The sequence below is a fragment of the Phormidium sp. FACHB-1136 genome, assembly GCF_014697375.1.
In the GTDB taxonomy this organism is placed as follows: Bacteria; Cyanobacteriota; Cyanobacteriia; order Phormidesmidales; family Phormidesmidaceae; genus Nodosilinea.
Map to the genome: position 1 here is coordinate 18,875 of NZ_JACJRS010000022.1, position 23,639 is coordinate 42,513.

Below are 23,639 nucleotides of genomic sequence, written 5' to 3' on the forward strand. Positions count from 1 at the left end.
CTATCGCGGGGAGAGCCAGTATGTCAAGTTCTCTAACACAATGACACCTTGGGCTATCAATCTGGGTGTTCTAGAAAAAGGATGTATTTGCCATTAGCCGGATATTTGCCGTCATCGAGATTTGTCGTAGCCCTTTACAGGAGAGTAAACCCCATGGCCATCCTCACACACCCTTGGTCAAAACGCCTTACCGTTGGCGCTAGCGTCGCGATGCTTACCCTAGCCACCGGAAGTAGCCTCGCTCCCTTGGCCCAGGCCGATGAACCCGCCATCCCTGCCCCTGAACCCACAGCAGAGGGCGATCCCCCGGCCACAGAGGAAACGGCGGCGTCCTTCTTTGCCTGTCAAATGCATAATGGCCGTCCCACGGTCATGTATGCCCCCAACAACCAGCCCGGACAGAGGTATCCCTGGGCGGTGCCCCAAGACATGGGCACCGCATGGCCTGCCCAGCGCCGCTGCGAAGCCATTAGCGCCCGCCTAGAGTCCTATCGGCCCGATGGGCTGCTCACCCTGGATACGGGTCTGGAAAACGGTTACAACACCGTCTGCGTCACCACCGAATCGGTGCCCGGTTGCCGCATTGTCTTCACGGTGCCGCCTGGGCAGGATCCTGTCCTCACCCGAGACCAAGTGTTTGGCAACCTCGCCAGCGCTGACCAGGGCCGCACCACCGAGGGCGTCAACACCCTGGTAGACGGTAACCGCAACAATATTCTCGACCAGATTGGCACTATTCTGGGTCAGCCATCGGGCAGTTCGGGATCCACGGTGAGCGGCGGTGGCATTTACCTACGGCCCTTCCTCGCCCCCTCCGATGGTGGCACTGGGGCAAGGCTGACGGGGGGAGGATCCGTGTCTCCGCAGCCAGCGGGTGGACGCCCCCTCAACCCCGATAGCTTCCGCTAATCCTAGGGCATCAACATGCCAGCCGCACCGCCCAGGGTGAGGCCCATCATCCCCACCAGAGCCAACACGCTGCGCATCTGACGGAGGGACAAACGGCGGATCAGGTGATCGCCGAGTCGGGTTGTGGCCCACCGACAAGCCAGGGCCACCGCCACCGCCCCTAAGCTACAGAGAATCACCTGACCCAGGGTGCTGGGGATGGTGATGTCATCGATCTGGTCGCTGCCGAGGTAGTTCATGGCCACGGCTAGGGGCAGGACAAGCCCCAGGGCGGCAAGCAGTTGGAGGATGCCTGACCCCAGGCGGGCCGACCAACCCCGATCCCCTGCTGCCACTAGGGAAATCGCCCATAGGTGCAACCCTAGGGCGACCACAACCAGGGGCCACAGCCAGGGTGCTGGGGGCAGGGCCGTTACCAAAAAGCCCGCCAGACCGTAGATCAACGCACAGATCAGCACAAACCCTGCCCCCGAACTCCGGCGACGACGACCGGACAGGATGTTGGCGTTCGGGCGCAGGTTTGGACGGGGCAATCGTTGGGATAAACGATTCATGGCAAGTTAAAAAACCAATAAAATCCTAGGCTCTAGTGTGCCAGGAAGCGGGGCGTTCTGGAGTAATCTTGATACAGCCCTGTGAATCTCGCCAATGAGTGCTCCCTTAACTGCCCTGACCCAAGGGTTACTTGCTGCCTCTAGCCTTTTGGTGGGGGCCATTTTGGGCATTGGCTGGCAGCCCGGACGAGCCTTTACCGCAGCAATTATGGCCTTTGGCAGCGGTACCCTTATCTCCGCCATTGCCTTTGATATCACCCTGCCTGTTTTTCAAAGCAGCGGCTTTTGGCCCCTCGTGGCGGGCTTTGCCCTGGGGGGCACCCTGTTCACAGTGATTGTCAACTACATCGACAACCAGGGCGGATTTATCCGGCACCCCTCCTCTTCTCGCCGCTTTTTGTATCACCATCGCCAGGAGGAAGCCTCCGAGGTGCTAGACCGGGTGGAGCACATCGAGATGCTCCACAGCCTTTCCCCCTCGGAAATGCAGGCGATTATCCCGCTGCTCAAGCCCCTTTTCGTGGAGCCAGGGACAATTCTTTGCCGGGAGGGGGCACCGGGCAATGCCATGTTTTTGATTGTGGATGGCGATGCCGAAATTTACAAAGGCTCCAAACTGATGGCGGAGCTGGGGGCGGGGGAAATGTTCGGGGAAATGGCCCTGCTGACCGGGGAGGAACGATCGGCCACGGTGATCGCCAAGACACCTATGGAACTGTACGAACTGGGCAAGGTAGATTTTGACGCCATGCTCACCCATTCCCCCCAAATGGCCAGCGGCCTCAGCCGGATTTTGGCCCGACGGCTGCGAGAAACTACCCAATCCACTGCCCGCTTCAAGCCCGCTGAGGACGACCACTGGCGGCAGCGAGTGCTAGACAGTGTGGAGGTGGATATCCCCATCTCCGAGCAGCAGTTTAAGGAACTGGCCCAAAGCTCGGCCCCCCTGGCCATTCTGGTAGGCACCCTGATCGACAATATCCCCGAAGCCCTGGTAATTGGTTTTAATGCTGGGATGGGGCACGTGGGCGGGTCTTTTTTGCTGGCGGTGTTTATTTCCAACATCCCCGAAGCCATGTCCAGTTCCCTGGGCATGAAGCACGCGGGCACCTCCTCCAAACGCATCCTTGGCCTGTGGGCTGGGGCCGTATTGCTCAGTGGCCTCATGGCCCTCCTGGGTAGCCTGATGGTGGGTGTGATCTCCCCCTGGATGGTGGATGTGGCCCAGGCCACCGCTGGCGGTGCCATCCTCGCCATGGTCGCCAGCACCATGATGCCCGAAGCCTACGAAATGGGCGGCGGCTCGGTCACCTTTTCCACCATTGCCGGGTTCCTGATTAGCTTCTGGATGGCCTCCCCCGCCTTCCGGTAGGTCAGGCAGAATGGAGGACAACCCTCCGGCTTGTCATGGAGACGGCTACGTTGGTTGTGCTACGCATTTCTGCCGAACTTCCTAGCGAATGTCTACCAGACTTCCTAGCGATCAAAGCTGGCGATGCGACGGGCCGCTCCAATGCTTTGTTCCGCTGGGCCAAAGGTGAGTTCGAGGGCCTGCTGGTCGGCATAGGCACGACTGGCCTCGCGGTAGACGCTGCGGCTGGTGGGTAGGGTGCGGCGCTGGCCATCGTAGTCAAAGGTGATGGCGTAATCCACGTCCTTTTGCAGTAGGGGATCGGTGCGTCGTTCCATAGATTCCTGTTTACGATCCTCTAGCTCATCGGCGGTGGGACGGGGCGGCAGGGCAGGCCACCACAGACCCTCATCATCGGGGCCAGTCACCGCGCCTTCAGGGCGCACCCCATTGCGATTGACCAAACTGGTAGATTCAAAGGTTTCTCGGCGAATGGTGCGCTGTTGGTCAAAGCTGCGGGCATATTCCACCTGCCAGGTATAGGTGACGGTGGCCATGGCTTCGTAGGTGCCCGTGGTGATGGTGTTGCCCGTGGCGGGATAGGTTTCGCACCCAGCGATTAGCCCTACACTAAGGGCCAAAGCACTGAGGCGAGGGAGCCAAGCAAAGGTGAGGGTGGGCATGGTTAGGCCGTTGGTAGGGGAACACGACTCAAGGCATACTCCACCAATAGTACCGTTTAGGCAGTAAGACCTGGATTATCACTTCCTCGTCTTGAGTGATCATCCAGGCTTGCTAAAAATCAACCTAATCAAGCTCTTAGCCAAACATAGCGAGAAGAGAACTAGTGGATGAAGGTAGATTGGACATGAAGGAGTTTCCAGTTAATTGATTTGCCTGTGTCCAATCAAGTCTTGCAAGAATGTCATCAGATCCAGCAAGGCTGATTTGGGTGAAGAAGGTGCTGCCACTATAGACTTGAGAAATAGTCAGTTGATCGATTTGCAGTCCTTCAACTAGTCCGAGTTTGTCTTTACCAACTTCAAAGTTCTTGATCCTATCAAATCCATCTCCAGTGTTAAGAATGAAGAGGTCTCGGCCACTGCCACTGTAAATGGTGTTGTTGCCTGTTCCTCCATGGATTAAGTTGTCACCTTCGCTGGCGTAGATGAGGTCATCGCCACCGCCAGTTGAGATAAAGTCGCGTCCCGATCCTGCATACACAGTATCGTTACCATCTTGGGTGACAACAATATTTTTGCCTTCGCTAGCAAAGATGCGGTTACTTCCGGCACCTGCGTAAATGATGTCTGCGACAGAGCCGCCATAGATAAGGTCGTCGCCAGAGCCAGCGGTAATGGTGTTTTCGCCTTCGCTGGCATAGATTTCATTATTGCCGTTGCCGACGAAGATGATGTCAACGTTTGCGCCACCATACACCTTATTATTTCCATTACCTAGACTAATGGAACTCCTACCTTCTCCGGCATAGACGGCGTTGTTACCATGGCCTAGGGTGATGAAATCAGTGCCCGACCCCGCGTAGACTGTGTTGTTGCCGTTGGCCGCAAAGATAGAGTTGTTGCCCTCGCCTGCGTTGAGAATGTTGTCTCCAATCCCGCCGTCGAGGTAGTCGTTGCCCTCGCCGCCTTCCAAGGTATCGTCGTGGTCGCCACCGTACAGATAGTCATCACCCTGTCCGCCACGTAAAATGTCTTTACCGATGCCGCCAAAGAGTTGGTCGTTGCCATCTTCGCCTTGCAGGGTATCGTTGCCATCTAAGCCTGTGAGAACGTTGTTGCCTTCGTCGCCAATCAGGAAGTCGTCGTAGTTAGAACCTTCAAGGTTTTCAATCGAGATGAATGTGTCGCCTGTGGCATCGCCGATCCAGCCGTTTTTAGCCATGAGGCTAGCCGCAACACCAGAAGTGGCCGTGATGTAGGAAGCGGTGTCGTTACCACTGCCGCCATCGAGAATATCGGAGGGCCAACCGGAACCAGTGCCGCCAACTAGGTAGTCGTCGCCGCTGCCACCGTGGATTTCGTCGTTGCCGCTTTCCCCAAAGAGGCGGTCACTTCCCTCTTTCCCATCAATGATGTCATTGCCACTGCCACCCAGGATCGTGTTGGCTTGGCTATCTCCGGTGAGGCGATCAGCGAACTGAGAACCAATGATGTTTTCAATGTTTCTTAGCGTATCAAGTCCGTCAATGCCATCAAATCCTGTCCCTTGAGAAAGGTCAACCGATACACCAATGTTGGAGCTATTAGATGAGCGACGGTAGCTGACCGTATCAATGCCATCGCCACCATCCAGAGTGTCGTCACCGCCGTTACCGATGAGGAGGTCATTGCCAGCCAATCCTGCAATAGCATTGTTTTGGCTGTTGCCGATCAGAATGTCATTGAAGGTAGAACCAAGAATTCCTTCCAGATTCAACAATGTATCGATTGTCCCGTAACCATCTTGCGCTTTTCCGGCTGCGATTGAAAATGAGGGTTCTAAATCTAAGAAGTAACTCTGGTGACTATATCCAGTGGTTACATCAATATTAACCACTACTCCTTTGGGAGAGTTGAGATAAGCCACTACATCAATATCACTACCGCCGTCGATAGTGTCGCTTCCAGCTTCACCAATTAGTAGATCATTACCTGCACCACCATCAAGAAAATCGTCACCATCTTTGCTGGCTTCTCCCGCGTCACCACCATACAAAATATCTCGACCTTCTCCACCATAGAGAAAGTCGCCTTGATTACCACCGTTCAGAACATCGTTACCATTGTCACCCCAGAGTTTATCAACGCCATCACCTCCGTAAAGCTCATCTGCATTGTCACCGCCACGAAGTTCGTCACTGCCTTTATTTCCCAGCAGCTTGTCATCATTACTATCTCCGTAAAGAAAATCACCTTGATCGCCACCACTGAGATAGTCGTTGCCAATCCCACCATGTAACTCGGCTGATACATTAGCAGAAACAATGATTTTGTCATTACCTGTGTCGGCAAACGCGACGATCTTGGCAACGTTGCTGTGAGAATCTTGTTGACCGAAGGCAGATACGCTCAAATTCGGATTGACGGTGAACTCTTCATCAATTGCATCCTTATTTACATTGCGTTTCGCGCGATCACTTTCTGCTCCCATATTGAGACGCAGTTCACGAGATGTCGAATCGTAAGTAGCTAGATTAGGCTTAAACTGCGAAGCATTTTCTGTTCCACTGCTACCGCCAAAAGTAAAGATGTTGATTCTCGGCCCAAACGGAAATTCGTATCTTTCAACTAGTTTTTCGTAATCACCTGTAATAGCGCCTAGAAAAGCCTTGACTGGATTCAAAGTTATATGCTGTGCATATCCAGTTAATCCTGCGGTAACCTCACCTTTTACGTTGAAATTAACGCTACTGAATCCGTTAGACAATTCAGCGTAGCGTACCTGTGAACCTTGACCGGGGAGAAAAAATTCAACATCACCCGTAACATCGAATTTTACTGATGCTTTAGCAACATTCTCTATCCCGACGTTAGCAGATGCGTAAAGTTCCGAGTCAAGATTGAAGATTGCCTTACTACGATCAAGATAAAACCCGTTTAACAAGTTGTTACTAGTAATACCAAAAGAGTCGTAACCAATCGTTAAGCCAGGACTTCCAAAACTGATTTTTGCTCCAAGCTCAGCATAAATTGGAACTGGAATTGGAACTGGAATTGGAATTATCTGCTCATATTTAAATTCAGCACTCAAGCCAGGAATCAAATACTCGATCAGCTTGACATCAGATTTGCCAAGAAAAAGATTAAATGCGGTAGTTGGTGTTTCAAGAAAGGGTAAGCTGAAACGATTCCCAGTTAGAGATTTTATCTTAGGGATAAATTCATTTAGACCTTGCTGTTTGAGTGGGTTGTTTGAAAAAGCTGAAGAGCTGATGATGTTACCATTTGCTGAGAGGCTAAACTCACCTAGATCAATGAAACCACTAGAAGCTGTCTGAGCCGATTCCACAGCTTCAGTAATGTCTTTGAAAGCCTTGATAGCATCTATCAGTCCTGTATCAATCTCCTTATCATATGTTTTGGCGAGAGTAAGAAGGTTAATCTCAATGCCGAAATCGTCCAGCCCAGGAATGTTTGTGCCTAGAACTTTAACAATGGGATCAAAAGGGCGCAATATGTCAGAGACAGGCTTGAAAAAAGGTTCAATCAAATCATCAAAGAAAGAGCCAAGATCGAGCTGAACTTTCTTAAAGCCAGCAGATGTCTGAGAAGAGTTGGTCAGCGACCAGTCTAGATAAAAGTCGCCCTGAAGATTTGGCAGACCCTTATCAAAACCTGTCCTTAAAGTTTCATTGAGTTTGAATTTAAATTCACCATTTCCTTCACTAATGTAGTCGCGGACACCGAAAATAGAGTCCAGTTGACTATCTAGACTACTAAGCGCTTGTTTGACGAGTACATCGTTAGAAGAAGATGTAATTTTCTCTTCTGCATCGTTAACTGCCTCAACAAATTTAGAGAACTTGGGATTCTTTCCTAACGAAGTGTCTAGGCTTTTAAGTAACACCTCAAGATTCTGTAGCCCTTGGTCAATTTGCTGTGATAATGACATGCTTATCCTCCATAAAAAACTTAGCTTTTAAAACTTGAAATTCAGTCTTACTGAAATTACTCAAGATTAAAATCGAGATCCCATTACCGAGCTTACTGACATGCTCAAACAGCGCTAGTTTTACTGATCCCAGTTCTCACGGGTTGAAAGTAACCGCCGCTGTAGCCATCTTTTTACCTGATCTGACGGCTCGGTCGCGGAAGACGGTTGATATCCACCTCGAACTGTAGCAGAACCAAATCCGTAATTTCCGCATGGTCGTCGTGCAAAGGTCAGATAAAAGTCAGGTAAAGGTCAGATTTCTATGTGGATTTACTGAATCTTTTTATAAATGCCCGTTTATGAAGAGAGCTTTATCAACAGCGACTCATACCGATCCAATGTGAATGTGGATAGGGAGGATTTGGCTAGAGTTCACCTATGCCAAGGCTTTCATGCACCAAATTATGCTCATTCCTATAAAGGACTGGTATCAGCAAGTAGCCAAGTCGAGTTAATCTGACTGCCTGACACATCTCCAGAAACCTCTGATTTCTCCTAGAAGACGGACGTTAGCCCGCAAGCTCCTTCAGTCAAGTCTTCCAGTTCCAACCTAGAGACTATAAGATTCAGTTCCAAGGCAAGATATTTTCAAGGTTTTCGGGACTTGTGTCAGGCAACCAGGCGTAGAACTCAATCATCAGTCGGCTTTCACGACTGTCACAGTCCTCCTGTTGATTTCCCCACTCTCTGTTCCCGCCTCCCGACCCCCTCCCCCAAAAATGTCGTCTCTAACACCTAATCCAGCCGCACCTAGAGTGTTAACATCCTTTGCGGCCAAGTATTAACTTCTTTTTCGCCAGACTAAAATTTCCGACAACCTGAAAACAATAGGAGAAGTTGAAGGAATTCGAGCCTGGGCCATCTATGGTGGATAGACTTAGTATCAGTTAGTTTGAGTGGGATCTGACCGCAGTCTTCCACGGACTAGGCTCCTCGCCCCAATCCATTTCATTTCAAACGACGCTCCCTGCGGTTTTTAACCTGTCTCTGACGATGCCCCAAACACCCCTGTTCCGCAGCCAAACCCTGGGTGTCTTTCACCCCTTTGACGAACTGCCGGAGGCCGTCCTCACCACGTTGACCCAATCCGCTACGCCCCTGCGGTATCGGGTGGGTCAACCCATGCTGCGGCGGGAGATCCTGAGCCAGCAGGTAATTGTCATCCTAGAGGGGCAGGCCCGACTGTTGGGCTACGATCCACGCAGTCAGCAGCCCGTTACCCTTCAGCGCCTAGGGCCGGGGGAAGTGGTGGGGGTGATCAGCCTAATTCGGGGCCAACCCTGTGAAACGGTGATTGCCTCCACGGAAATCGTCGCCCTCAACCTGCCCTCCTACACTTTTTTGCAGTACCTCAGCGACCATCCCCGCTTTGGGGCCGCCCTGCGCGACCACATCTACCCCGTCGAAGCCTTTGACCTGCTGAGCCAACACGCCAAACAACAGGCGCTTGATTTGGGCGACCTGAAGGCTAAGGCCCGCCTAGTGTGCGAAGAATCGGCCATTGTTAACTTTCCCAGCGGGGTGTGCAGCCTGCGGAATTTGGATCCGGGCTTGACCTGGATTCTCAGTGGCGGCACCATCCTCAACCAGCCCGTGGGATCGGTGCTGAAGGTGGATCCCCAAGCCACGGTGGAGGTGATTAGCCCCCAGGGAGCACGGCTGATTGGCCTGACACCCACGGTGCTGGCGGAGACCTTTCAAATGGAGGCAGAACCGGAACCGGAGGCCGTGTACCGTCCGGTGGAAGTGCTGGATGTGAACGGCATCCCCTACGCCACCGAGGCCCAGCTAACGGCCAACGACCGCGACGTCGAAACCACCGCCAAGGGAGATGGTCGGGCCAGGGGCTATCCCTACGCCAGGGGGCGCGGCCAGGTGGATGGAGCCTTGGCCTGTTTTGATATGCTCAGCCAGCATTTTAAGATGCCCTTCCGCAAGGATGTGATCCGCAAAATCTTGGTGAATCAGCAGGAACGGGTGGGATTGTCGATGCCCGTGCTGGGGGGCTTAAGCGAGATGATGGGCCTCAAAACCCAACTGGTGCGGGTGCCTGCGGCGGCCTTTAGTCGGCTGAATACGCCCTGCTTGATTCAGTGGCACGAAGGCTTTGCGGTGCTCTACGAAACCTCCGAAAAAGCCTATATTTTGGGCGATCCTGAGGTGGGATTAATTCGGCGCACCCCAGAAAGTTTTGCCGAAGCCTGGGGTCAAAGTGGCGAGATCTTGCTATTAGAACCCACCCGCGAAACGCCGCAGCAAAAGTTTGGTCTGCAATGGTTCTGGCCCTCCATTGTGAAGTACAAATGGGTGCTGCTGGAGGTGTTTGTTGCCTCGTTCTTTGTGCAGTTGTTTGGTTTGGCTAACCCGTTGATGATTCAGATCATCATCGACAAGGTGATTGTGCAAAACAGTATTGATACCCTACAAGTGCTGGGCATTTTCCTAGTGATTGTGGCGGTATTCGAGGCGCTGCTGACGAGTTTACGTACCTACCTCTTTGTCGATACCACCAACCGTATTGACATGACTCTGGGGTCGGAAATTATCGATCACCTGTTCCGTTTGCCCCTGCGTTATTTTGATAAACGGCCCGTGGGGGAACTCTCTAGCCGCATCAACGAACTCGAAAATATTCGTTCTTTCTTAACCGGAACGGCCCTCACCGTGGTGCTGGATGCGGTGTTCTCCGTGGTCTACATCGTGGTGATGTTCATCTATAGCTGGCTGCTGACCCTGGTGGCCCTGGCCACGATTCCGCTGTTTGTGGCGGTAACCATGCTGGCGGCCCCTATTGTGCGGCGGCAACTGCGGGTGAAGGCCGAGCGCAACGCCGCTACCCAGTCGCTCTTGGTGGAATCCCTCTCTGGCATTCAAACGGTGAAGGCCCAAAATATTGAGCTACGCACCCGCTGGAAATGGCAGGAACGCTACGCCGAATACGTCAGTGCGGGGTTTAACACGGTGCTCACCTCCACCACCGCCAACAGCGCCAGCAACTTTTTGAACAAGCTCTCGGCCCTGCTGGTGCTGTGGGTGGGAGCCTACCTGGTGCTGCAAGGGCAACTCACCCTCGGCCAGTTGATTGCCTTTCGGATTATTTCCGGCTACGTGACCGCGCCGATTTTGCGCCTCGCCCAGCTTTGGCAAAACTTCCAGGAAACCGCCCTGTCTCTGGAGCGCCTGTCCGACATCATCGACCACCCCCAGGAAACCGACGCCCACGACGCCCAGCAAATCCCCATGCCGGAACTGGTGGGCCAAGTCACCTTCGAGAATGTCGCCTTCCGGTTTGGCCCCTCTGGCCCCATGCAGTTGATCAACATCAACCTAGAGTTTCAGGCGGGCATCTTCATCGGCATTGTCGGCCAAAGCGGCTCCGGTAAAAGTACCCTGATGAAGCTGCTGCCCCGCCTCTACGAGGTGGAATCGGGCCGCATTATGATCGACCACTACGACATCAGCAAGGTGGAACTGCACTCCCTGCGGCGGCAGATCGGCATTGTGCCCCAGGACAGCCTGCTATTTGAGGGCACCATTCAAGAAAACATCTCCCTCACCAACCCCAATGCCGATGCCAACGCCATCATTGAAGCCGCCAAAATCGCCTGCTGCCACGACTTCATCATGGAACTGCCCCTGGGCTACAACACCCGCATCGGCGAACGGGGGGCCAGCCTCTCCGGGGGCCAACGCCAGCGCATCGCCATCGCCCGCACCATTCTGCAAAACCCCCGCCTGCTGATTATGGACGAGGCCACCAGCGCCCTCGACTACGACACCGAACACCAGGTGTCTGTCAACCTCCATGCCTGGGCACAAGGCCGCACCGTGTTCTTCATCACCCACCGTTTGAACACCATCAAACAGGCCGACCAAATTCTGGTGATGGATCAAGGTTCCGCCGTGGAACAGGGCACCCACGCCGAACTGATGGAACTCCAGGGCCGCTACTACACCCTCTACCAACAGCAGTCCAGCATGATGTAGGCCAGCCCTCACCCCCAGCCCCTCTCCCACGGGGAGAGGGGGGCTGGAACTCTGAACCGAAATCCTCTGTACGGGCGCACCGCAGTGCGCCCCAACCCAAGCCTCAATTACTCCCCCCTACCCCCGAAATTGCCATGGTACGCATCCAACCCTTTCCCCCCGGTCAACAACCCAACGGCAGCAGCCCCAACGGATCAAATGGTCACAATGGCCACAGTCAGTCAGGGGATGCCGTTCTCTCAACCACGCCCTCGCGGCAGCTAGAGACCTTTGATAAGCCTGTGATTTTGCGCCAGTCGCCCCGGTGGTCGCGGGCGGTGGTGTGGAGCATCATTGGTGTCACCACCGCCACCATTGCCTGGGCCTATCTGGCGAAATTTGAGCAGGCCGTTCCGGCTCAGGGCAAGCTAGAACCCCAGGCTACGGTGCAGCCCGTTCAGGCTCCGGTGGGGGGCGTGGTGCAGCAGGTTCATGTTGAGGAAGGGCAGGCGGTGGAACAGGGTGATCTGCTGGTCAGCCTCGATCCCAAAACCAGTCAGGCCCAGTTGGCTTCCCTGGAGGCAATTCGGGTGAAATTGGAGGAGGAAAACGCCTTCTATCGGTCGCAACTGGCGGATCAGGCAGGGGTGGCGGCTCCGGCGGAAATTTCCCCCAGCCTGCTCCAACTCACCAGCAACCGATCCGCCCTGGTGGCGGAAAACGCCCTCTACCGCGCCCAACTGGCCGGAGACACCACCGGATCCAGCTTCACCCCTGCCCAGCGGGAACGCCTGCAAGCGGCCAATGCCGACCTAGCTTCTCGCCTGGGCATTGCCCGCCTGGAGGTAGAGCAACTAGACCGCCAGCTTACCCAAACCCAGGCCCAACTGGCCAACGCCCGTCAGGATTTGGCCCTTAACCAAGAAATTATGACGCGGGTGCAAACCCTCCAAGCCCAGGGTGGCATTGGCGAAATTCCCCTTTTGCAGCAGGGCCAGGAGGTCAAAAATAAGCAAACCGAGGTGAATCGCCTGGTGGAAGAAGAACAGCGGTTGATCGTCGCCATTGCCCAGGCCGAAGAAAAATTCCGCAATACCCAAACCACTTCCCAGGACGAACTTCAGAGCCGCATTGCCGCCAACGACAACCAAATCGCCACCATCGACAGCCAACTCACCAAGACCATCCTAGAAAACGAAAAACGCCTGCAAGAGGTGGAAAGCCAAATCACCGAACTGCAACAAACCCTCGTCTACCAAGAACTGCGCTCTCCCATCAACGGCACGGTGTTTAACCTCAAGGCCAACCAACCGGGCTTTGTCACCAATTCCACCGAACCAATCATGGAAATTGTGCCCGACGATGCCCTAGTGGCGCGGGTGTTTATCACCAACCGGGATATCGGCTTTGTGGAGGAAGGAATGAGGGTGGATGTGCGGATTGACTCCTTCCCCTACAGCGAATTTGGCGACGTGAAGGGCACCCTCACCCACATCGGCTCCGATGCCCTGCCTCCTGACCAAATTAACCCCGAATATCGCTTTCCGGCGGATATCACCCTCGATCAACAGTTTATTCCCATCAATGGCCAGCCCATCCAGTTGCAGTCGGGGATGTCCCTCAATGCCAACATCAAAACGCGGCCCCAGCGGGTGATTATGATCTTCGCCGACCTGTTTACCCGCAAGATCGACAGCCTCAAAACCGGACGCTAGCTCACGTCCGCCCAGGGTCAGCATGGCCACAAGCTGCTGCCCCTGGTGGGGTTGATGCTGTAGGCTGGTCTGCCCTTAATTGTGGTGATGTATATGGTCTTGCTGAACCAAGAATCCTACTGGCTTTAGCCGTGGGAGTGTCAGTTCAGAAAAAGCTGAAACCCCGGTAAAACATCCTCCCCAGAAATCGTCACTGGCCAAGCAACCACCTCAGGAAGTTCGCTAGGACGGTAGATCTCCACCTGTCGCTGCTGCGGATTGATCAGCCAGCCTAGCTTGAGACCGCTGTCTAGATATTCCTGCATCTTGGCCTGGAGCGGCGATAGGCGATCACTGCGGGAACGCAGTTCAATCACAAAATCAGGGCAGATCGGGGGAAAGCCTTCCCGGTCTTCGGGGCTGAGGGCGTCCCATCGGGCCTTGGCAATCCAAGCCACATCGGGGGAGCGATCACCTCCCTGGGGCAGGCTAAAGACCGTAGACGAACTAAACACATAACCCAGTTGGGTTTGCTCATTCCAGATGCCCACCTTGATGATCAGATTGGCTTCCTGATGGCCGCTTTCTCCCCCCACCGGACTCATGATGATCAATGCTCCTTGCGGGGTTCGCTCTAGTCGTAAATCTGGGTTGCCCTGGCACAGCGCCCAGAACTGCTCTCGCGTGAGGGCAGCGGCAAGGGGCTCTAGATTGAGGATAGTGGCCATAGGTGCTTGTGATGTCCTGTGATGTCCTGGACTGGGAGCGGTAAGCGGCGTAATTCTATCCTAACGAAGGTTGAGGATTGGGATGGTTAGGGACTGGGCCATCAACAATTGTGCTATCAAAGGGGGAAGCCTAGGCGGAAGGGGCATGAGGGCGATGGTAGACCAGTCGAATCGCGGCATTCACATTCAAGAGAGTGCGGTGGGAGAGTCGTTGCTGTACTTGGGTAGCACTTGGCCCCCTCCCACTTGGCCCAGTACCACAGCAAGTGAGGGCGATCGCCAAAAACTTTGCCGATTGTCTTACAGTTGAAGCAACCCTTTAGCAATCTTGTCTATGACGACCCCAGACACCCCAGGCAATAACCGCTCGATACAGATTGGCGGCAGCGTAACCGGAAGTGCCGTGGTAACGGGCGACGGCAATACAGTTTCGGTACAGTTTAACCAGGCCAACCTGCCAGCCCCAGAAACCGTGAATATTCAAGCAGAGTTGCAGGCCCTTCGAGACCTCCTAACCCAGTTGGATGACCCTATCGTGGCGGGGGTGGCCAAAAAGCTGGAGCAGGAAGCCGCCAAACCAGAGCCAGATAAGAGTGTCATCGCCAAGACCCTGGAAACCGGATTGGCCTACGCCCAGGATTTGGTCGGGTTTGGGGAGGCCATCGATAAGCTGCGGCCCCATGTGGAAGCCACCGCAAGCTGGTTGGGACAGCATGGCCACAAACTACTGCCCCTGGTGGGGTTGATTCTGTAGCTGCGGTGTATCGTGCAATCCCTACTCAGGTGATTTATCCTACATCCCGTCAAAGGGATTGCACAGCGTTAACTCAGGCACTCGCTTAAAGTCGTCCACATTCCTGGTTATTACGCAGGCAGAGCGATGTAAAGCCGTTGCCGCAATTAGAGCATCGGGAAGTTTGAGACGATAATAGCGCCGTAATTGAATCGTGCGATCTTCGATTTGAGGCGACATGGGAATGCGTTCAAACTGCGTCAGCAAGTTAGTAATTATCGTTTCTTCTTCGTCAGATAGATCTGAAAAGCTCAACAATTCAATTCGCACAATGGGAGAAATGAATGCCTCATTTTGACTGAGAAATGATTCCGAGAAAAACCGCAATACTTCTGGCTCTTCTGCAAAATAACGCAGACTCAAATCTGAAGTGCAACACTCTGTCTCAGAGCCGCTGTCAGCCTTCGCGGTCATGACCACAACCAGGAACACGGTACAGCGCAGCACAGCAGGCTATAGGTCTCCTTCATAGGCTTAGTATTAGATCCATGGCTGCAAGCGGATTTGAGCAGGTGTTGCACTTCAACCTTGAATTGGCCTAATAAATAAAAATATTGGTATCGTAGAGATACTTCAACGATCCCACTCCTGGCGCATGGTATCGAGATGGGCCAGCATTTGGTTTCGCTTGTCTTTTAGCAGTCCCTTGGCCTTAGTTATTTTGTCATAGTCCCGCTGCCAGAGCGATACTACTGATGCAGGTACATCCACGGTAATGAACTCTTCATTTTGATCGATTAAATACTGTTTAGGGATTTTAATGATGGGCATTACGCTTGCTCTTGAGTGATTATCCTAAATCTTAATTGATCGTCTCTAGACTATGCCAGATGAAGCAGATCTGTCAGTTTGTGCTATCAAAGGGTGAAGCCTACGGAAAGGGGCAATCAGGGCGATGCTAGACCAGTCGAATCGTGGCATTCACATTCAAGAGAGTGCGGTGGGCAGTGCCATTGTTTCCGGCGATGGCAACACGATCTATGTGATTCACCAAACTACCCCGCCGCAACCGGAAGCCCCCGCCGATACCCCCGCCCAGCTTGGCCCCAATCCCTACAAGGGGCTGGCCGCCTTTACAGAGCAGGACGGCGACCGCTACTTTGGCCGCGAAGCCCAGGTGGAACGGCTCTGGGAACGGTTTCAACGACTGGTGGAGCAGTCGGCGGTGCCCCGGTTGTTGCCGATTCTGGGGCCATCGGGTTCTGGCAAGTCTTCTTTGGCGCGGGCGGGGTTGATTCCGGCCTTGGCCCAGCGGCCCCTGTTGGGCAAGGCCCAGATGCGGGTGGCGGTGCTGGTGCCCGGTAGCCATCCCCTGGAGGCGCTGGCGGGGGTGCTGGCTAAAACGGCAACCCAAGACCCCATGCCCGTCACCAAAACGCGGGAATTTGCCACGGAGCTAGGCATCGCCACCCCAGAAGGCACCTACGACGGCCTGCGCCGCATCGCCAGCCTAATTCCCCAAATCCAGGATGCCCCGCTGGTGGTGCTGGTAGACCAGTTCGAGGAGGTCTATTCCCTCTGTAAGGAGGCTGGGGAACGCCAAGCCTTCATCGACAACCTGCTCACCGCCGCCCAAGACCCCAGTGCCCAGGTTTCGGTGGTGATCACTCTCCGCAGCGACTTTTTGGGCGAAACCCAGCGCCACCCAGGGCTGAACCAAATCATCGGGTCTGACCAAAGCGTGATTGTGCCCGCCATGACCACGGCGGAACTGCGCCGCGCCATTGCTGAACCCGCCAAACGAGCTGGACATCCCCTAGATGAGGCCACGGTGGATCTGTTGGTGACGGATACCGAGGGCCGGGAGGGGGCGTTGCCGCTGCTTCAGTTTGCCCTTAGCCGCATTTGGGAGGGGCTGGCCCAGGGGGTGGCCCCGGCGGAGACCTACCGCCAGATGGGGGGTGTGGGTGGTGCCCTAGCCGGAAAGGCCCAGGAGATCTACGACCACCTCAGCCCAGGGGAACAGGAGACGGCCCGCCGCATTTTTATCGGCCTGGTGCAACTGGGGGAGGGCACCCGCGACACCCGCCGCCGTGCCCCGGTGGAAAGCCTAATCGCCAGCCAGGATAGCCCGGAGGCCGTAAAGCAGGTTCTAGCGAGGTTTTCGTCTCCTGGGGCGCGATTGGTAACGTTGGCCAGCCAAGAAAACCAGGATGTGGCGGAAGTGACCCACGAAGCCCTGTTTGGCCACTGGCAACAGCTCAACGACTGGCTGGACAGCAGCCGCGACGATATTCGCTTTCAGCGCCGCCTAGAAACTGCGGCCCAATATTGGCACGACCAAGGCAAACCCGCTGGCCTGCTGTGGCGACCGCCCGACCTGGATTTGCTGCGTAGCTTTGCCCAGCACCACCAGGGCGATATGACGACCCTAGATATGTCCTTTTTTACCGCCGCTGACCAAGCCGAACGGCAAGAAAAGCGCCTAAAACGCCTGGGAACCGCTGGACTGGCTGCGGGTCTAGTTTTAACAACCACGTTGACGGGGTTTGCGGGGTACCAGGTACGACGGGCTGAGTTGCGACAGATTGAGATTTACGAAACTAATGCTAAAAACCTAGCTGAGAGCGACCCGCTGGGGAGCATGGTCAGCGGATTGGCGGCGATTAACATTGGGGAGAATCCCTTGACTCACTTTCCTCGCATTGGTGGTGGACAGCGTCTGATATCTACCGCTGTCCTGGATTTGGGCAATCGTTATGCTCAGTTCACTCGCGTGATCGGGGTTCATGATAGCGGTGTTATGCAAGTAGGCACTACCCCTGATGGAAACCCAATATTTGGTAATCTCGGCGACTGGGTTCTGTCAGTGGCCATTAGCCCCGATGGGGAGACGATAATCAGCGGGGGAGATTTTGGCGTGGTGCGGCTATGGAATCGCAGCGGTCAAAGCCTTGGCCAAATAATCACTGGCCACGATGGTGCTGTTAATTCTGTGGCCATCAGCTCTGATGGAGAAACGGTAGTCAGCGGGGGGGATGATGGCACGATGCGATTGTGGAGTCTTAGTGGTCAATCCCTCGGCCAACCCATCATTGGTCACGACGGTGCTGTTAATTCTGTGGCCATCAGCTCCAATGGGGAAACGGTGATTAGTGGGGGGGATGACGGCACGGTGCGATTGTGGAGTCTTAGTGGCCAATCCCTCAGCCAACCCATCATTGGTCACGACGGTGCTGTTAATTCTGTGGCCATCAGCTCCAATGGGGAAACGGTGATTAGCGGGGGGGATGATGGCACGGTGCGATTGTGGAGCCTTAGTGGCCAATCCCTCGGCCAACCCATCATTGGTCACGACGGTGCTGTTAATTCTGTGGCCATTAGCTCCGATGGGGAAACGGTGGTTAGCGGGGGGACTGATGGCACGGTGCGACTGTGGAGGCTCAGCGGCCAACCCCTTGGCCAATCCATCATTAGCCACGATGGTGCTGTTAACTCTGTCGTCATTAGCTCCGATGGGGAAATGATAGGTAGTGGAGGGACTGATGGCACGGTGCGACTATGGAATCGTAGTGGTCAGCCCCTCAGCCAACCCATGACGGGCCATAACGGCAATATCACTTCTGTGGCCATTAGTCCGGATGGGGAAACAGTGGTCAGTGGGGGCTTTGATGGCACAGTACGGTTGTGGGATCAAAACAGTAAATCGCTGGAGCAACCCATAACTGGTCATGACGACTGGGTCACTTCTGTGGACATTAGCTTAGATGGGAAAACAGTAGTTAGTGGAAGTGCGGATAGCACCGTGCGGCTATGGGATAGTGGTGGTCAACCCTTGGGCCAACCCATGACTGGCCATGATGAGTGGGTTAGGGCTGTAGCCATTAGTTCTGATGGAGCAATAGTGGTTAGTGGAGGTTCTGATGGCACCGTGCGGCTGTGGAATCGTAACGGCCAACCTTTAGGCCAGCCCTTAACTGGTCATGGGGAGCGAGTTACAGTAGCCATTAGTTCTGATGGAGCAATAGTGGTTAGTGGAGGTTCTGATGGCACCGTGCGGCTGTGGAATCGCATGGGAGAACCCCTAGGAAAGCCTATGACTGGACATGAAGGCTGGGTCAATGCTGTGGCCATTAGCCCTGACGGGGAGACCATAGTGAGTGGGGGATATGACGGCACAGTACGACTGTGGGATCGCAATGGCCAACCCCTGAGTCAGCCCTTAACTGGCCACAGGGGTCAAATCTATTCTGTAGCTTTTAGCCCTGACGGGGAGACTATAGTGAGTGGGGGACATGACGGCACAGTACGACTGTGGGATCGCAATGGTCAATTCTTAAGCAAATCTCTAACTCGCCATAGAGGTTGGGTCAGCTCCGTGGCAGTTAGCCCTGATGGGGAAACGATAGTGAGTGGGGGATATGACAGCACAATACGACTATGGGATCGCAGCGGTCAGCCTTTGGGGCAACCGATAACAGGCCATTATGGTGGTGTTAATGCTGTTGTCTTCAGCCCCGATGGGAAAACCATTGTCAGTGGCAGTGATGATGGCACGATACGGCTGTGGCCCTTGTGGCTGGCAGAGGTGGGCTGGGTAAACTACACCTGTAACCGCATTCGGGGCTACCTTGTCGCCAAAAGCGAAACCGACGAAACAGTGAGGGTAGCGCGGCGCACCTGTGAGCGGTCGGCTTGGCGGTAGGGTTTGGCCAAAAGGGCGGGTATGGCATGAAATTGAAGACCCAATCCTTGGCCCCAAGGGTGCTCTGCTTGTTGTTACAGTGTGGATAGAACGTGCTAAGGACAACATTATCCAGTTCGTCACGCTCAAACCAAAGCGATGAAAGACTCTGAAATTCCCCTGTATAGCCGCGTTTCCCTGAATCGAGACTTCCCGGAGTACCACCTGCGGCAGGGCGATATTGCCACCTTCATTGATACCCTCCCCGCCCCAGACGACGGCGAAGCGGGCTGTATCCTGGAGGTCTTTAACGCCCTCGGCGAATCGGTGGATGTGGTGACGGTGCCCCAATCGGCAATGGCCCCATTACGTCCAGACGACATTCTGACCGTGCGATCTCGACTGGAAAAGGAGACCCCCCGGTCTGGAGAAACCAGTACCCTAGAGGTAGATCGCCCAGAGGTTTAGCCATGGAAACCACCCCATTACTGACAAATGACAATGGCCAGGTCGTGGTTTTGCCTGCGGCCTTCCATCTCAACGGCACAGAGGTTTACATCAAAAAAGTCGGTAATGCTATCGTTCTGCTCAGCACCGATCAGCCCTGGCAACCCCTGTTTGATAGCCTCAGCCACTTCACGGATGACTTTATGTCCACCCGCGAACAGCCGCCCTTGGAAGATCGGGAGCCGTTGTTTGAATGAAATATTGTGGGCGGTCGGCTTGGCGGTAGGGCTGGTCTAATCGCTCTGGGGTTCGGCCACGACCACCTGCCCAATCCGCTTCATCACCTTCAGCACCTCATAAAGGTCATTCTCCGGATTGACTAAAGAAAATAGGCGAGAGTTGGTATACTGAGGCGTTTTCGCCAGCTTCAGAAACAAAGAACTCTGGCCATTGCTCACCATGGCAAACGTAGGCTGGCCCAACTCAGGATTTGCCAGCATGTAAGCCAGCGCCTGCCCCATCGCCACATTCACGTCAAAATCACTGCGCTTCGCCTCCAGCACCAAGATCCAAAACCGATCCCTCAGCACCAAAACATCGATCCTGCCGCGAATCATTTGCCCCTCGTCCTCAACGGCAATGTCAACACTCACCTCCGAACGAATATGAAACGGGTCATCGTAGAAACCCGCCCTATCCAACAGGGGCGAAAGCACCACCATCTTGACGCTGTTTTCTAACAATGGCCTCCTTTTGAGGAGGAGCTTGAAATGGGTTTTCACCCGATCAAGATATTGCTTTTCTAGCTCGGTCAGTTCCCCTAGCCCCTGTGTCCATTCCAGAAAAAAATCTGGCTGGGTTGCTTCTCGCAGGTCATAGCGCTCTTCGAGCAGGGCGATAGAAATTTGGCTGGCAGGAATAATGCTGCCCATAGCATCTTGCGAAGGGGACAGAGCGCGGCGGTGACAGGAGCCTGGGGCTAGCACTGTAGCCTAATCTGAGTTCGGGATAAGCCAAAGGCTTCAATCGCTAGAAACCCGCTTCTGGCAACGACGCTGGCCCTCACCCTAAATCCCTCTCCCCAAGGGAGAGGGACTTTGAAACTCTAGCTCCCCCTCTCCCCGTGGGAGAGGGGGCGGGGGGGTGAGGGCTTCCGGGGCATCGGACTACTGAGCTTAACCCGAACTGAGGTTATTTCGGAAATACACCAGGATGAATAGCAACTTATCTGCCAAGTGCCTCAGGGTTGCCTTGCGACCTGCACCCATCGCCCGTTTACGCCCCTCCGCTGGAAGAATGGTGGTGCCGCGAATGCACCCTAGGAATTCTGGTGATCAACCCCGGCCTGCCACATGGATGCGGTCGCTGAGTTGGCGCACGGTTTGGGCGAGGTCTAGGTCGCGCTTCAGCAGGCTTTCTACCTTGGTGCAGCTATAGAGCACCGTGGTGTGGTCTTTGCCGCCAAACTCATCGCCAATTTTGGGCAGACTGAGGTCGGTGTGTTGGCGCATCAGGTACATGCCCATCTGGCGGGCTTGGCTAATTTCCCGTCGCCGCGAGGCTCCCTTTAGGTCTTCGATGGACACATTAAAATGTTCGGCCACGGTGGACATCACCACCTGGGGCGAGGCTTCCATCTGTTCCGTGGGCGGGTTGAGCACGGCGGTGAGGTGTTCCACGGTCATCGGCAGGCCGGAGATAGAGGTGTAGGCGATGGCCCGAATCAGCGCCCCCTCTAGTTCGCGAATATTGGAGGTGTAGCTGGAGGCGATGTATTCGATGGCCTCGCGGGGCAGATGTACCTGTTCGTATTCGGCTTTTTTCTGCAAAATGGCCACCCGCGTTTCAAAGTCGGGGGGTTGGATATCGGCAATCAGCCCCATGGAAAAGCGGGAAATCAGCCGCTCTTGCAGCCGCACAATTTGGTGGGGGGGCCGATCCGCCGCCAGCACAATTTGCTTGCCCGCCTCGTGCAGGGTGTTGAAGGTGTGGAAAAACTCCTCCTGGGTGTATTCCTTGCCCTCAATGAACTGGATATCATCCACCAAGAGAATATCCACATCCCGATAGTGGGATCGGAAGTGCTGCATACTGTCCTTGCGGATGGCGGCGATCAGGTCGTTGGTGAACTGCTCCGTAGACACGTAGGCAATTTTGGCGTGGGGGGCAATCTCCTGGCGATAGTGGCCAATGGCCTGCATCAGGTGGGTTTTGCCCAGCCCCACCCGGCCACAGAGAAACAGCGGATTGAACTCCCGCCCCGGTGCTTCGGCCACGGCCAGGGAGGCGGCATGGGCCATGCGGTTATTGGCCCCCACCACAAAGCGGTCAAACACGGCCTTGGGGTTGAGGTCGTTGTAGTCGGCGCGGCTGACGTTGGGCAACTCGGTCATGGTGGGGCGGGGCGGAGCCGCCGGAGTCAACCAGCTTGTCCCACCGCCTGTCCTGCCAGCGTTGCTAGGCATAGATTCCTCCCCAGAGGCCGAGGGCACCTCCAGCGGCGTCCCGCCCTCTGGGGCCACCACCACCTGAATATCTAAGGGTCGCCCCACCAGCTCTTCCACCACCTGGGCAATGCTGGGCAAATAGTGCTTTTGTACCCAGTTACGGGCAAAGGGGTTGGGCGTAGAAATCACCAAGGTCGTGTCGCTCAGGGTCTGGGCCTGGGCGGGCTTGATCCAGGTTTCGTAGGTGGGGGAGCTAAGCTGCTGCTGAAGCCGCTCTAGCACTTGATCCCACAAACGATTGAGAGCCTGATCCACAGCATACCTCGTGATGATGCGACGCCCTTAGACGCCCCCATCACCCAGGGCATCCGGCCTAACGCTTGCGGTTCCAAGGGTTAAGGGAAAATAGCCTAACGTGATGAGCCGAACTAAGGAAATTTCTGGATCTCTAGAGTACTAGATATACGCCAGGAACGGGGTTACGGATCTACATATAGTGTTCATCCCCTCAAAAAATAAAACATTGTCCAAGCGGTCAAAAAATCCGCTGCACTGAGGGGTTGGCGGGGCGGGGGTAATGCACTCGTGGGCGGTAAATTCCCTAGGCCCGTCACCGTCTGCGGGCTGCGCCAGAGTTGTCGGTGGGGCACCGCTGGATCGGCCCAAAAATCCGCCTGCCCCGATCCCAACCGACGGCTGCTGTGGTGGGTAAAGGCATCGTGGCTGAGGCGATGACAGGGAAAAGCCCCAACCCCAGGCACCCCCCAACCATCGACCAAAAATATGGCCCGCACCGTGCCCCGATAGCGGTGCCAATGATGAGCTAGGGCCACCGCTCCCACACACCCCGCACTAAAGGCCCACAGGACGAGGTCTGGGGGTTGGGCGCGATGCGGCACTTGGCCCCACGCCTGATCGAGGGATTGGCGCAGGGTATAGGCCGATAGCGGTGCCCAGGGCGTCTCCATGCCAAGGGAGATGGCGGGGATACGGCTCAGGGTTGGATCCTTGGCCCAAAGGGCGAGTAATGCCTCCGTGTCGCCGGGGGGATGGAATCCGCCGCAGAGGACAAGTAGAACGGGATGATGTATGGGGGCATCGCTAGTGGTATCTAGGGTGCAATTCAGGGCGACATTCATGATGCAATTTAGGGTAAAACCCAGAGCAGATTAAGGGAGGTAGCCAACCGTTGAATTGTGCCCAAGGAAACAGATTAAAACCCATTGAGCAATTCATCGTTTCTGATCAAGTTGTCTGTTTTTCTGGGGAGAAAATATTTTTCTTTGAAACGTAGCTAGGGCACTATCCTCCATCGATCATCCTGGAAATATCCCTGTTATTACATCGATTACCTTGATCCCCAGTTTCTTATTCTCATTCTGGATAAATTGATGGGTCGTTGCTGTGATGGTCTGAATGTCTGAATGAATTGCCTTCATGGAATATTTATACCGCTGATGGCTCTAGCAT

Annotated in this window: 17 protein-coding genes; 8 read left to right on the top strand and 9 right to left on the bottom strand. The window is 54.9% G+C overall.

Features of this window, described 5'->3' with window-relative positions:
- Positions 1-153 precede the first annotated feature (153 nt).
- Positions 154-909: a COP23 domain-containing protein gene (locus tag H6G62_RS08925; protein ID WP_199324853.1), complete on the top strand. Its 756-nt coding sequence runs from the start codon at positions 154-156 to the stop codon at positions 907-909.
- Between the two features lie 2 nt (positions 910-911).
- Here H6G62_RS08925 and H6G62_RS08930 read toward each other — a convergent pair whose 3' ends face one another.
- Complete coding sequence (locus tag H6G62_RS08930) at positions 912-1,463, bottom strand: hypothetical protein (protein ID WP_190494215.1); 552 nt, start codon at positions 1,461-1,463, stop codon at positions 912-914.
- A gap of 94 nt (positions 1,464-1,557) precedes the next feature.
- Between H6G62_RS08930 and H6G62_RS08935 the strand changes: the two genes are divergently transcribed.
- Complete coding sequence (locus H6G62_RS08935) at positions 1,558-2,835, top strand: cyclic nucleotide-binding domain-containing protein (RefSeq protein WP_190494217.1); 1,278 nt, start codon at positions 1,558-1,560, stop codon at positions 2,833-2,835.
- 104 nt (positions 2,836-2,939) lie between these two features.
- Here the strand turns inward: H6G62_RS08935 and H6G62_RS08940 are convergent, their stop codons facing one another.
- Together H6G62_RS08940 and H6G62_RS08945 are read right to left on the bottom strand one after the other, a co-directional pair.
- Positions 2,940-3,497 (bottom strand): hypothetical protein, encoded by a 558-nt coding sequence (locus tag H6G62_RS08940; RefSeq protein ID WP_242051903.1) that lies wholly within the window; start codon positions 3,495-3,497, stop codon positions 2,940-2,942.
- Between the two features lie 136 nt (positions 3,498-3,633).
- Positions 3,634-7,428, bottom strand: a complete 3,795-nt coding sequence (locus tag H6G62_RS08945; RefSeq protein ID WP_190494219.1) for a calcium-binding protein — start codon at positions 7,426-7,428, stop codon at positions 3,634-3,636.
- Positions 7,429-8,463: 1,035 nt separating this feature from the next.
- Here H6G62_RS08945 and H6G62_RS08950 point away from each other — a divergent pair.
- Together H6G62_RS08950 and H6G62_RS08955 are read left to right on the top strand one after the other, a co-directional pair.
- The gene (locus H6G62_RS08950) at positions 8,464-11,457 is read left to right on the top strand and encodes a peptidase domain-containing ABC transporter (protein ID WP_190494221.1); all 2,994 of its coding nucleotides are present in this window, start codon (positions 8,464-8,466) and stop codon (positions 11,455-11,457) included.
- A 134-nt stretch (positions 11,458-11,591) separates the two neighbouring features.
- Positions 11,592-13,151 (top strand): HlyD family efflux transporter periplasmic adaptor subunit, encoded by a 1,560-nt coding sequence (locus H6G62_RS08955; protein WP_190494223.1) that lies wholly within the window; start codon positions 11,592-11,594, stop codon positions 13,149-13,151.
- 140 nt (positions 13,152-13,291) lie between these two features.
- On the opposite strand, the gene H6G62_RS08960 is transcribed toward H6G62_RS08955, so the two are convergent.
- Positions 13,292-13,858, bottom strand: coding sequence for a Uma2 family endonuclease (locus H6G62_RS08960; protein WP_190494225.1), 567 nt, complete (start codon positions 13,856-13,858; stop codon positions 13,292-13,294).
- 334 nt (positions 13,859-14,192) lie between these two features.
- On the opposite strand from H6G62_RS08960, the gene H6G62_RS08965 reads away from it, so the two are divergent.
- Positions 14,193-14,612 (top strand): hypothetical protein, encoded by a 420-nt coding sequence (locus H6G62_RS08965; RefSeq protein ID WP_199324854.1) that lies wholly within the window; start codon positions 14,193-14,195, stop codon positions 14,610-14,612.
- 39 nt (positions 14,613-14,651) lie between these two features.
- Here the strand turns inward: H6G62_RS08965 and H6G62_RS08970 are convergent, their stop codons facing one another.
- Both H6G62_RS08970 and H6G62_RS08975 read right to left on the bottom strand, forming a co-directional pair.
- Positions 14,652-15,065 (bottom strand): type II toxin-antitoxin system VapC family toxin, encoded by a 414-nt coding sequence (locus tag H6G62_RS08970; protein WP_190494227.1) that lies wholly within the window; start codon positions 15,063-15,065, stop codon positions 14,652-14,654.
- Between the two features lie 159 nt (positions 15,066-15,224).
- Positions 15,225-15,422: a hypothetical protein gene (locus tag H6G62_RS08975; RefSeq protein WP_190494229.1), complete on the bottom strand. Its 198-nt coding sequence runs from the start codon at positions 15,420-15,422 to the stop codon at positions 15,225-15,227.
- A gap of 124 nt (positions 15,423-15,546) precedes the next feature.
- Between H6G62_RS08975 and H6G62_RS08980 the strand changes: the two genes are divergently transcribed.
- From H6G62_RS08980 to vapB, 3 genes are all read left to right on the top strand, one after another.
- Positions 15,547-19,296 carry an AAA family ATPase gene (locus H6G62_RS08980; protein WP_190494231.1) on the top strand — a complete coding sequence of 1,250 codons (3,750 nt, stop codon included), beginning with the start codon at positions 15,547-15,549 and terminating at the stop codon, positions 19,294-19,296.
- A 138-nt stretch (positions 19,297-19,434) separates the two neighbouring features.
- On the top strand, positions 19,435-19,743 hold the full coding sequence (locus H6G62_RS08985) for a DUF4926 domain-containing protein (protein WP_190494233.1): 309 nt from the start codon (positions 19,435-19,437) through the stop codon (positions 19,741-19,743).
- A 2-nt stretch (positions 19,744-19,745) separates the two neighbouring features.
- Positions 19,746-19,979 carry a type II toxin-antitoxin system VapB family antitoxin gene (vapB, locus tag H6G62_RS08990; protein ID WP_190494235.1) on the top strand — a complete coding sequence of 78 codons (234 nt, stop codon included), beginning with the start codon at positions 19,746-19,748 and terminating at the stop codon, positions 19,977-19,979.
- 36 nt (positions 19,980-20,015) lie between these two features.
- Here the strand turns inward: vapB and H6G62_RS08995 are convergent, their stop codons facing one another.
- The 3 genes from H6G62_RS08995 to H6G62_RS09005 all read right to left on the bottom strand — a co-directional run bounded on the left by H6G62_RS08995 (position 20,016) and on the right by H6G62_RS09005 (position 23,308).
- A complete protein-coding gene (locus H6G62_RS08995) occupies positions 20,016-20,654 on the bottom strand; it encodes a restriction endonuclease subunit R (protein WP_190494237.1) in 639 nt (212 codons plus the stop codon).
- A 402-nt stretch (positions 20,655-21,056) separates the two neighbouring features.
- Positions 21,057-22,484: a chromosomal replication initiator protein DnaA gene (gene dnaA / locus H6G62_RS09000; protein ID WP_190494239.1), complete on the bottom strand. Its 1,428-nt coding sequence runs from the start codon at positions 22,482-22,484 to the stop codon at positions 21,057-21,059.
- Positions 22,485-22,669: 185 nt separating this feature from the next.
- Positions 22,670-23,308: a hypothetical protein gene (locus tag H6G62_RS09005; protein ID WP_190494241.1), complete on the bottom strand. Its 639-nt coding sequence runs from the start codon at positions 23,306-23,308 to the stop codon at positions 22,670-22,672.
- Positions 23,309-23,639: the final 331 nt, after the last annotated feature.

Coding starts and splice junctions, on each gene's coding strand:
- vapB (WP_190494235.1), top strand. CDS start 19,746: ATGGAAACCACCCCATTACTGACAAATGACAATGGCCAGGTCGTGGTT.
- H6G62_RS08940 (WP_242051903.1), bottom strand. CDS start 3,497: ATGCCCACCCTCACCTTTGCTTGGCTCCCTCGCCTCAGTGCTTTGGCC.
- H6G62_RS08960 (WP_190494225.1), bottom strand. CDS start 13,858: ATGGCCACTATCCTCAATCTAGAGCCCCTTGCCGCTGCCCTCACGCGA.
- H6G62_RS08975 (WP_190494229.1), bottom strand. CDS start 15,422: ATGCCCATCATTAAAATCCCTAAACAGTATTTAATCGATCAAAATGAA.
- H6G62_RS08945 (WP_190494219.1), bottom strand. CDS start 7,428: ATGTCATTATCACAGCAAATTGACCAAGGGCTACAGAATCTTGAGGTG.
- H6G62_RS08955 (WP_190494223.1), top strand. CDS start 11,592: ATGGTACGCATCCAACCCTTTCCCCCCGGTCAACAACCCAACGGCAGC.
- H6G62_RS08980 (WP_190494231.1), top strand. CDS start 15,547: ATGCTAGACCAGTCGAATCGTGGCATTCACATTCAAGAGAGTGCGGTG.
- H6G62_RS08930 (WP_190494215.1), bottom strand. CDS start 1,463: ATGAATCGTTTATCCCAACGATTGCCCCGTCCAAACCTGCGCCCGAAC.
- H6G62_RS09005 (WP_190494241.1), bottom strand. CDS start 23,308: ATGAATGTCGCCCTGAATTGCACCCTAGATACCACTAGCGATGCCCCC.
- H6G62_RS08935 (WP_190494217.1), top strand. CDS start 1,558: ATGAGTGCTCCCTTAACTGCCCTGACCCAAGGGTTACTTGCTGCCTCT.
- H6G62_RS08965 (WP_199324854.1), top strand. CDS start 14,193: ATGACGACCCCAGACACCCCAGGCAATAACCGCTCGATACAGATTGGC.
- H6G62_RS08995 (WP_190494237.1), bottom strand. CDS start 20,654: ATGGGCAGCATTATTCCTGCCAGCCAAATTTCTATCGCCCTGCTCGAA.
- H6G62_RS08925 (WP_199324853.1), top strand. CDS start 154: ATGGCCATCCTCACACACCCTTGGTCAAAACGCCTTACCGTTGGCGCT.
- H6G62_RS08985 (WP_190494233.1), top strand. CDS start 19,435: ATGAAAGACTCTGAAATTCCCCTGTATAGCCGCGTTTCCCTGAATCGA.
- H6G62_RS08970 (WP_190494227.1), bottom strand. CDS start 15,065: ATGACCGCGAAGGCTGACAGCGGCTCTGAGACAGAGTGTTGCACTTCA.
- H6G62_RS08950 (WP_190494221.1), top strand. CDS start 8,464: ATGCCCCAAACACCCCTGTTCCGCAGCCAAACCCTGGGTGTCTTTCAC.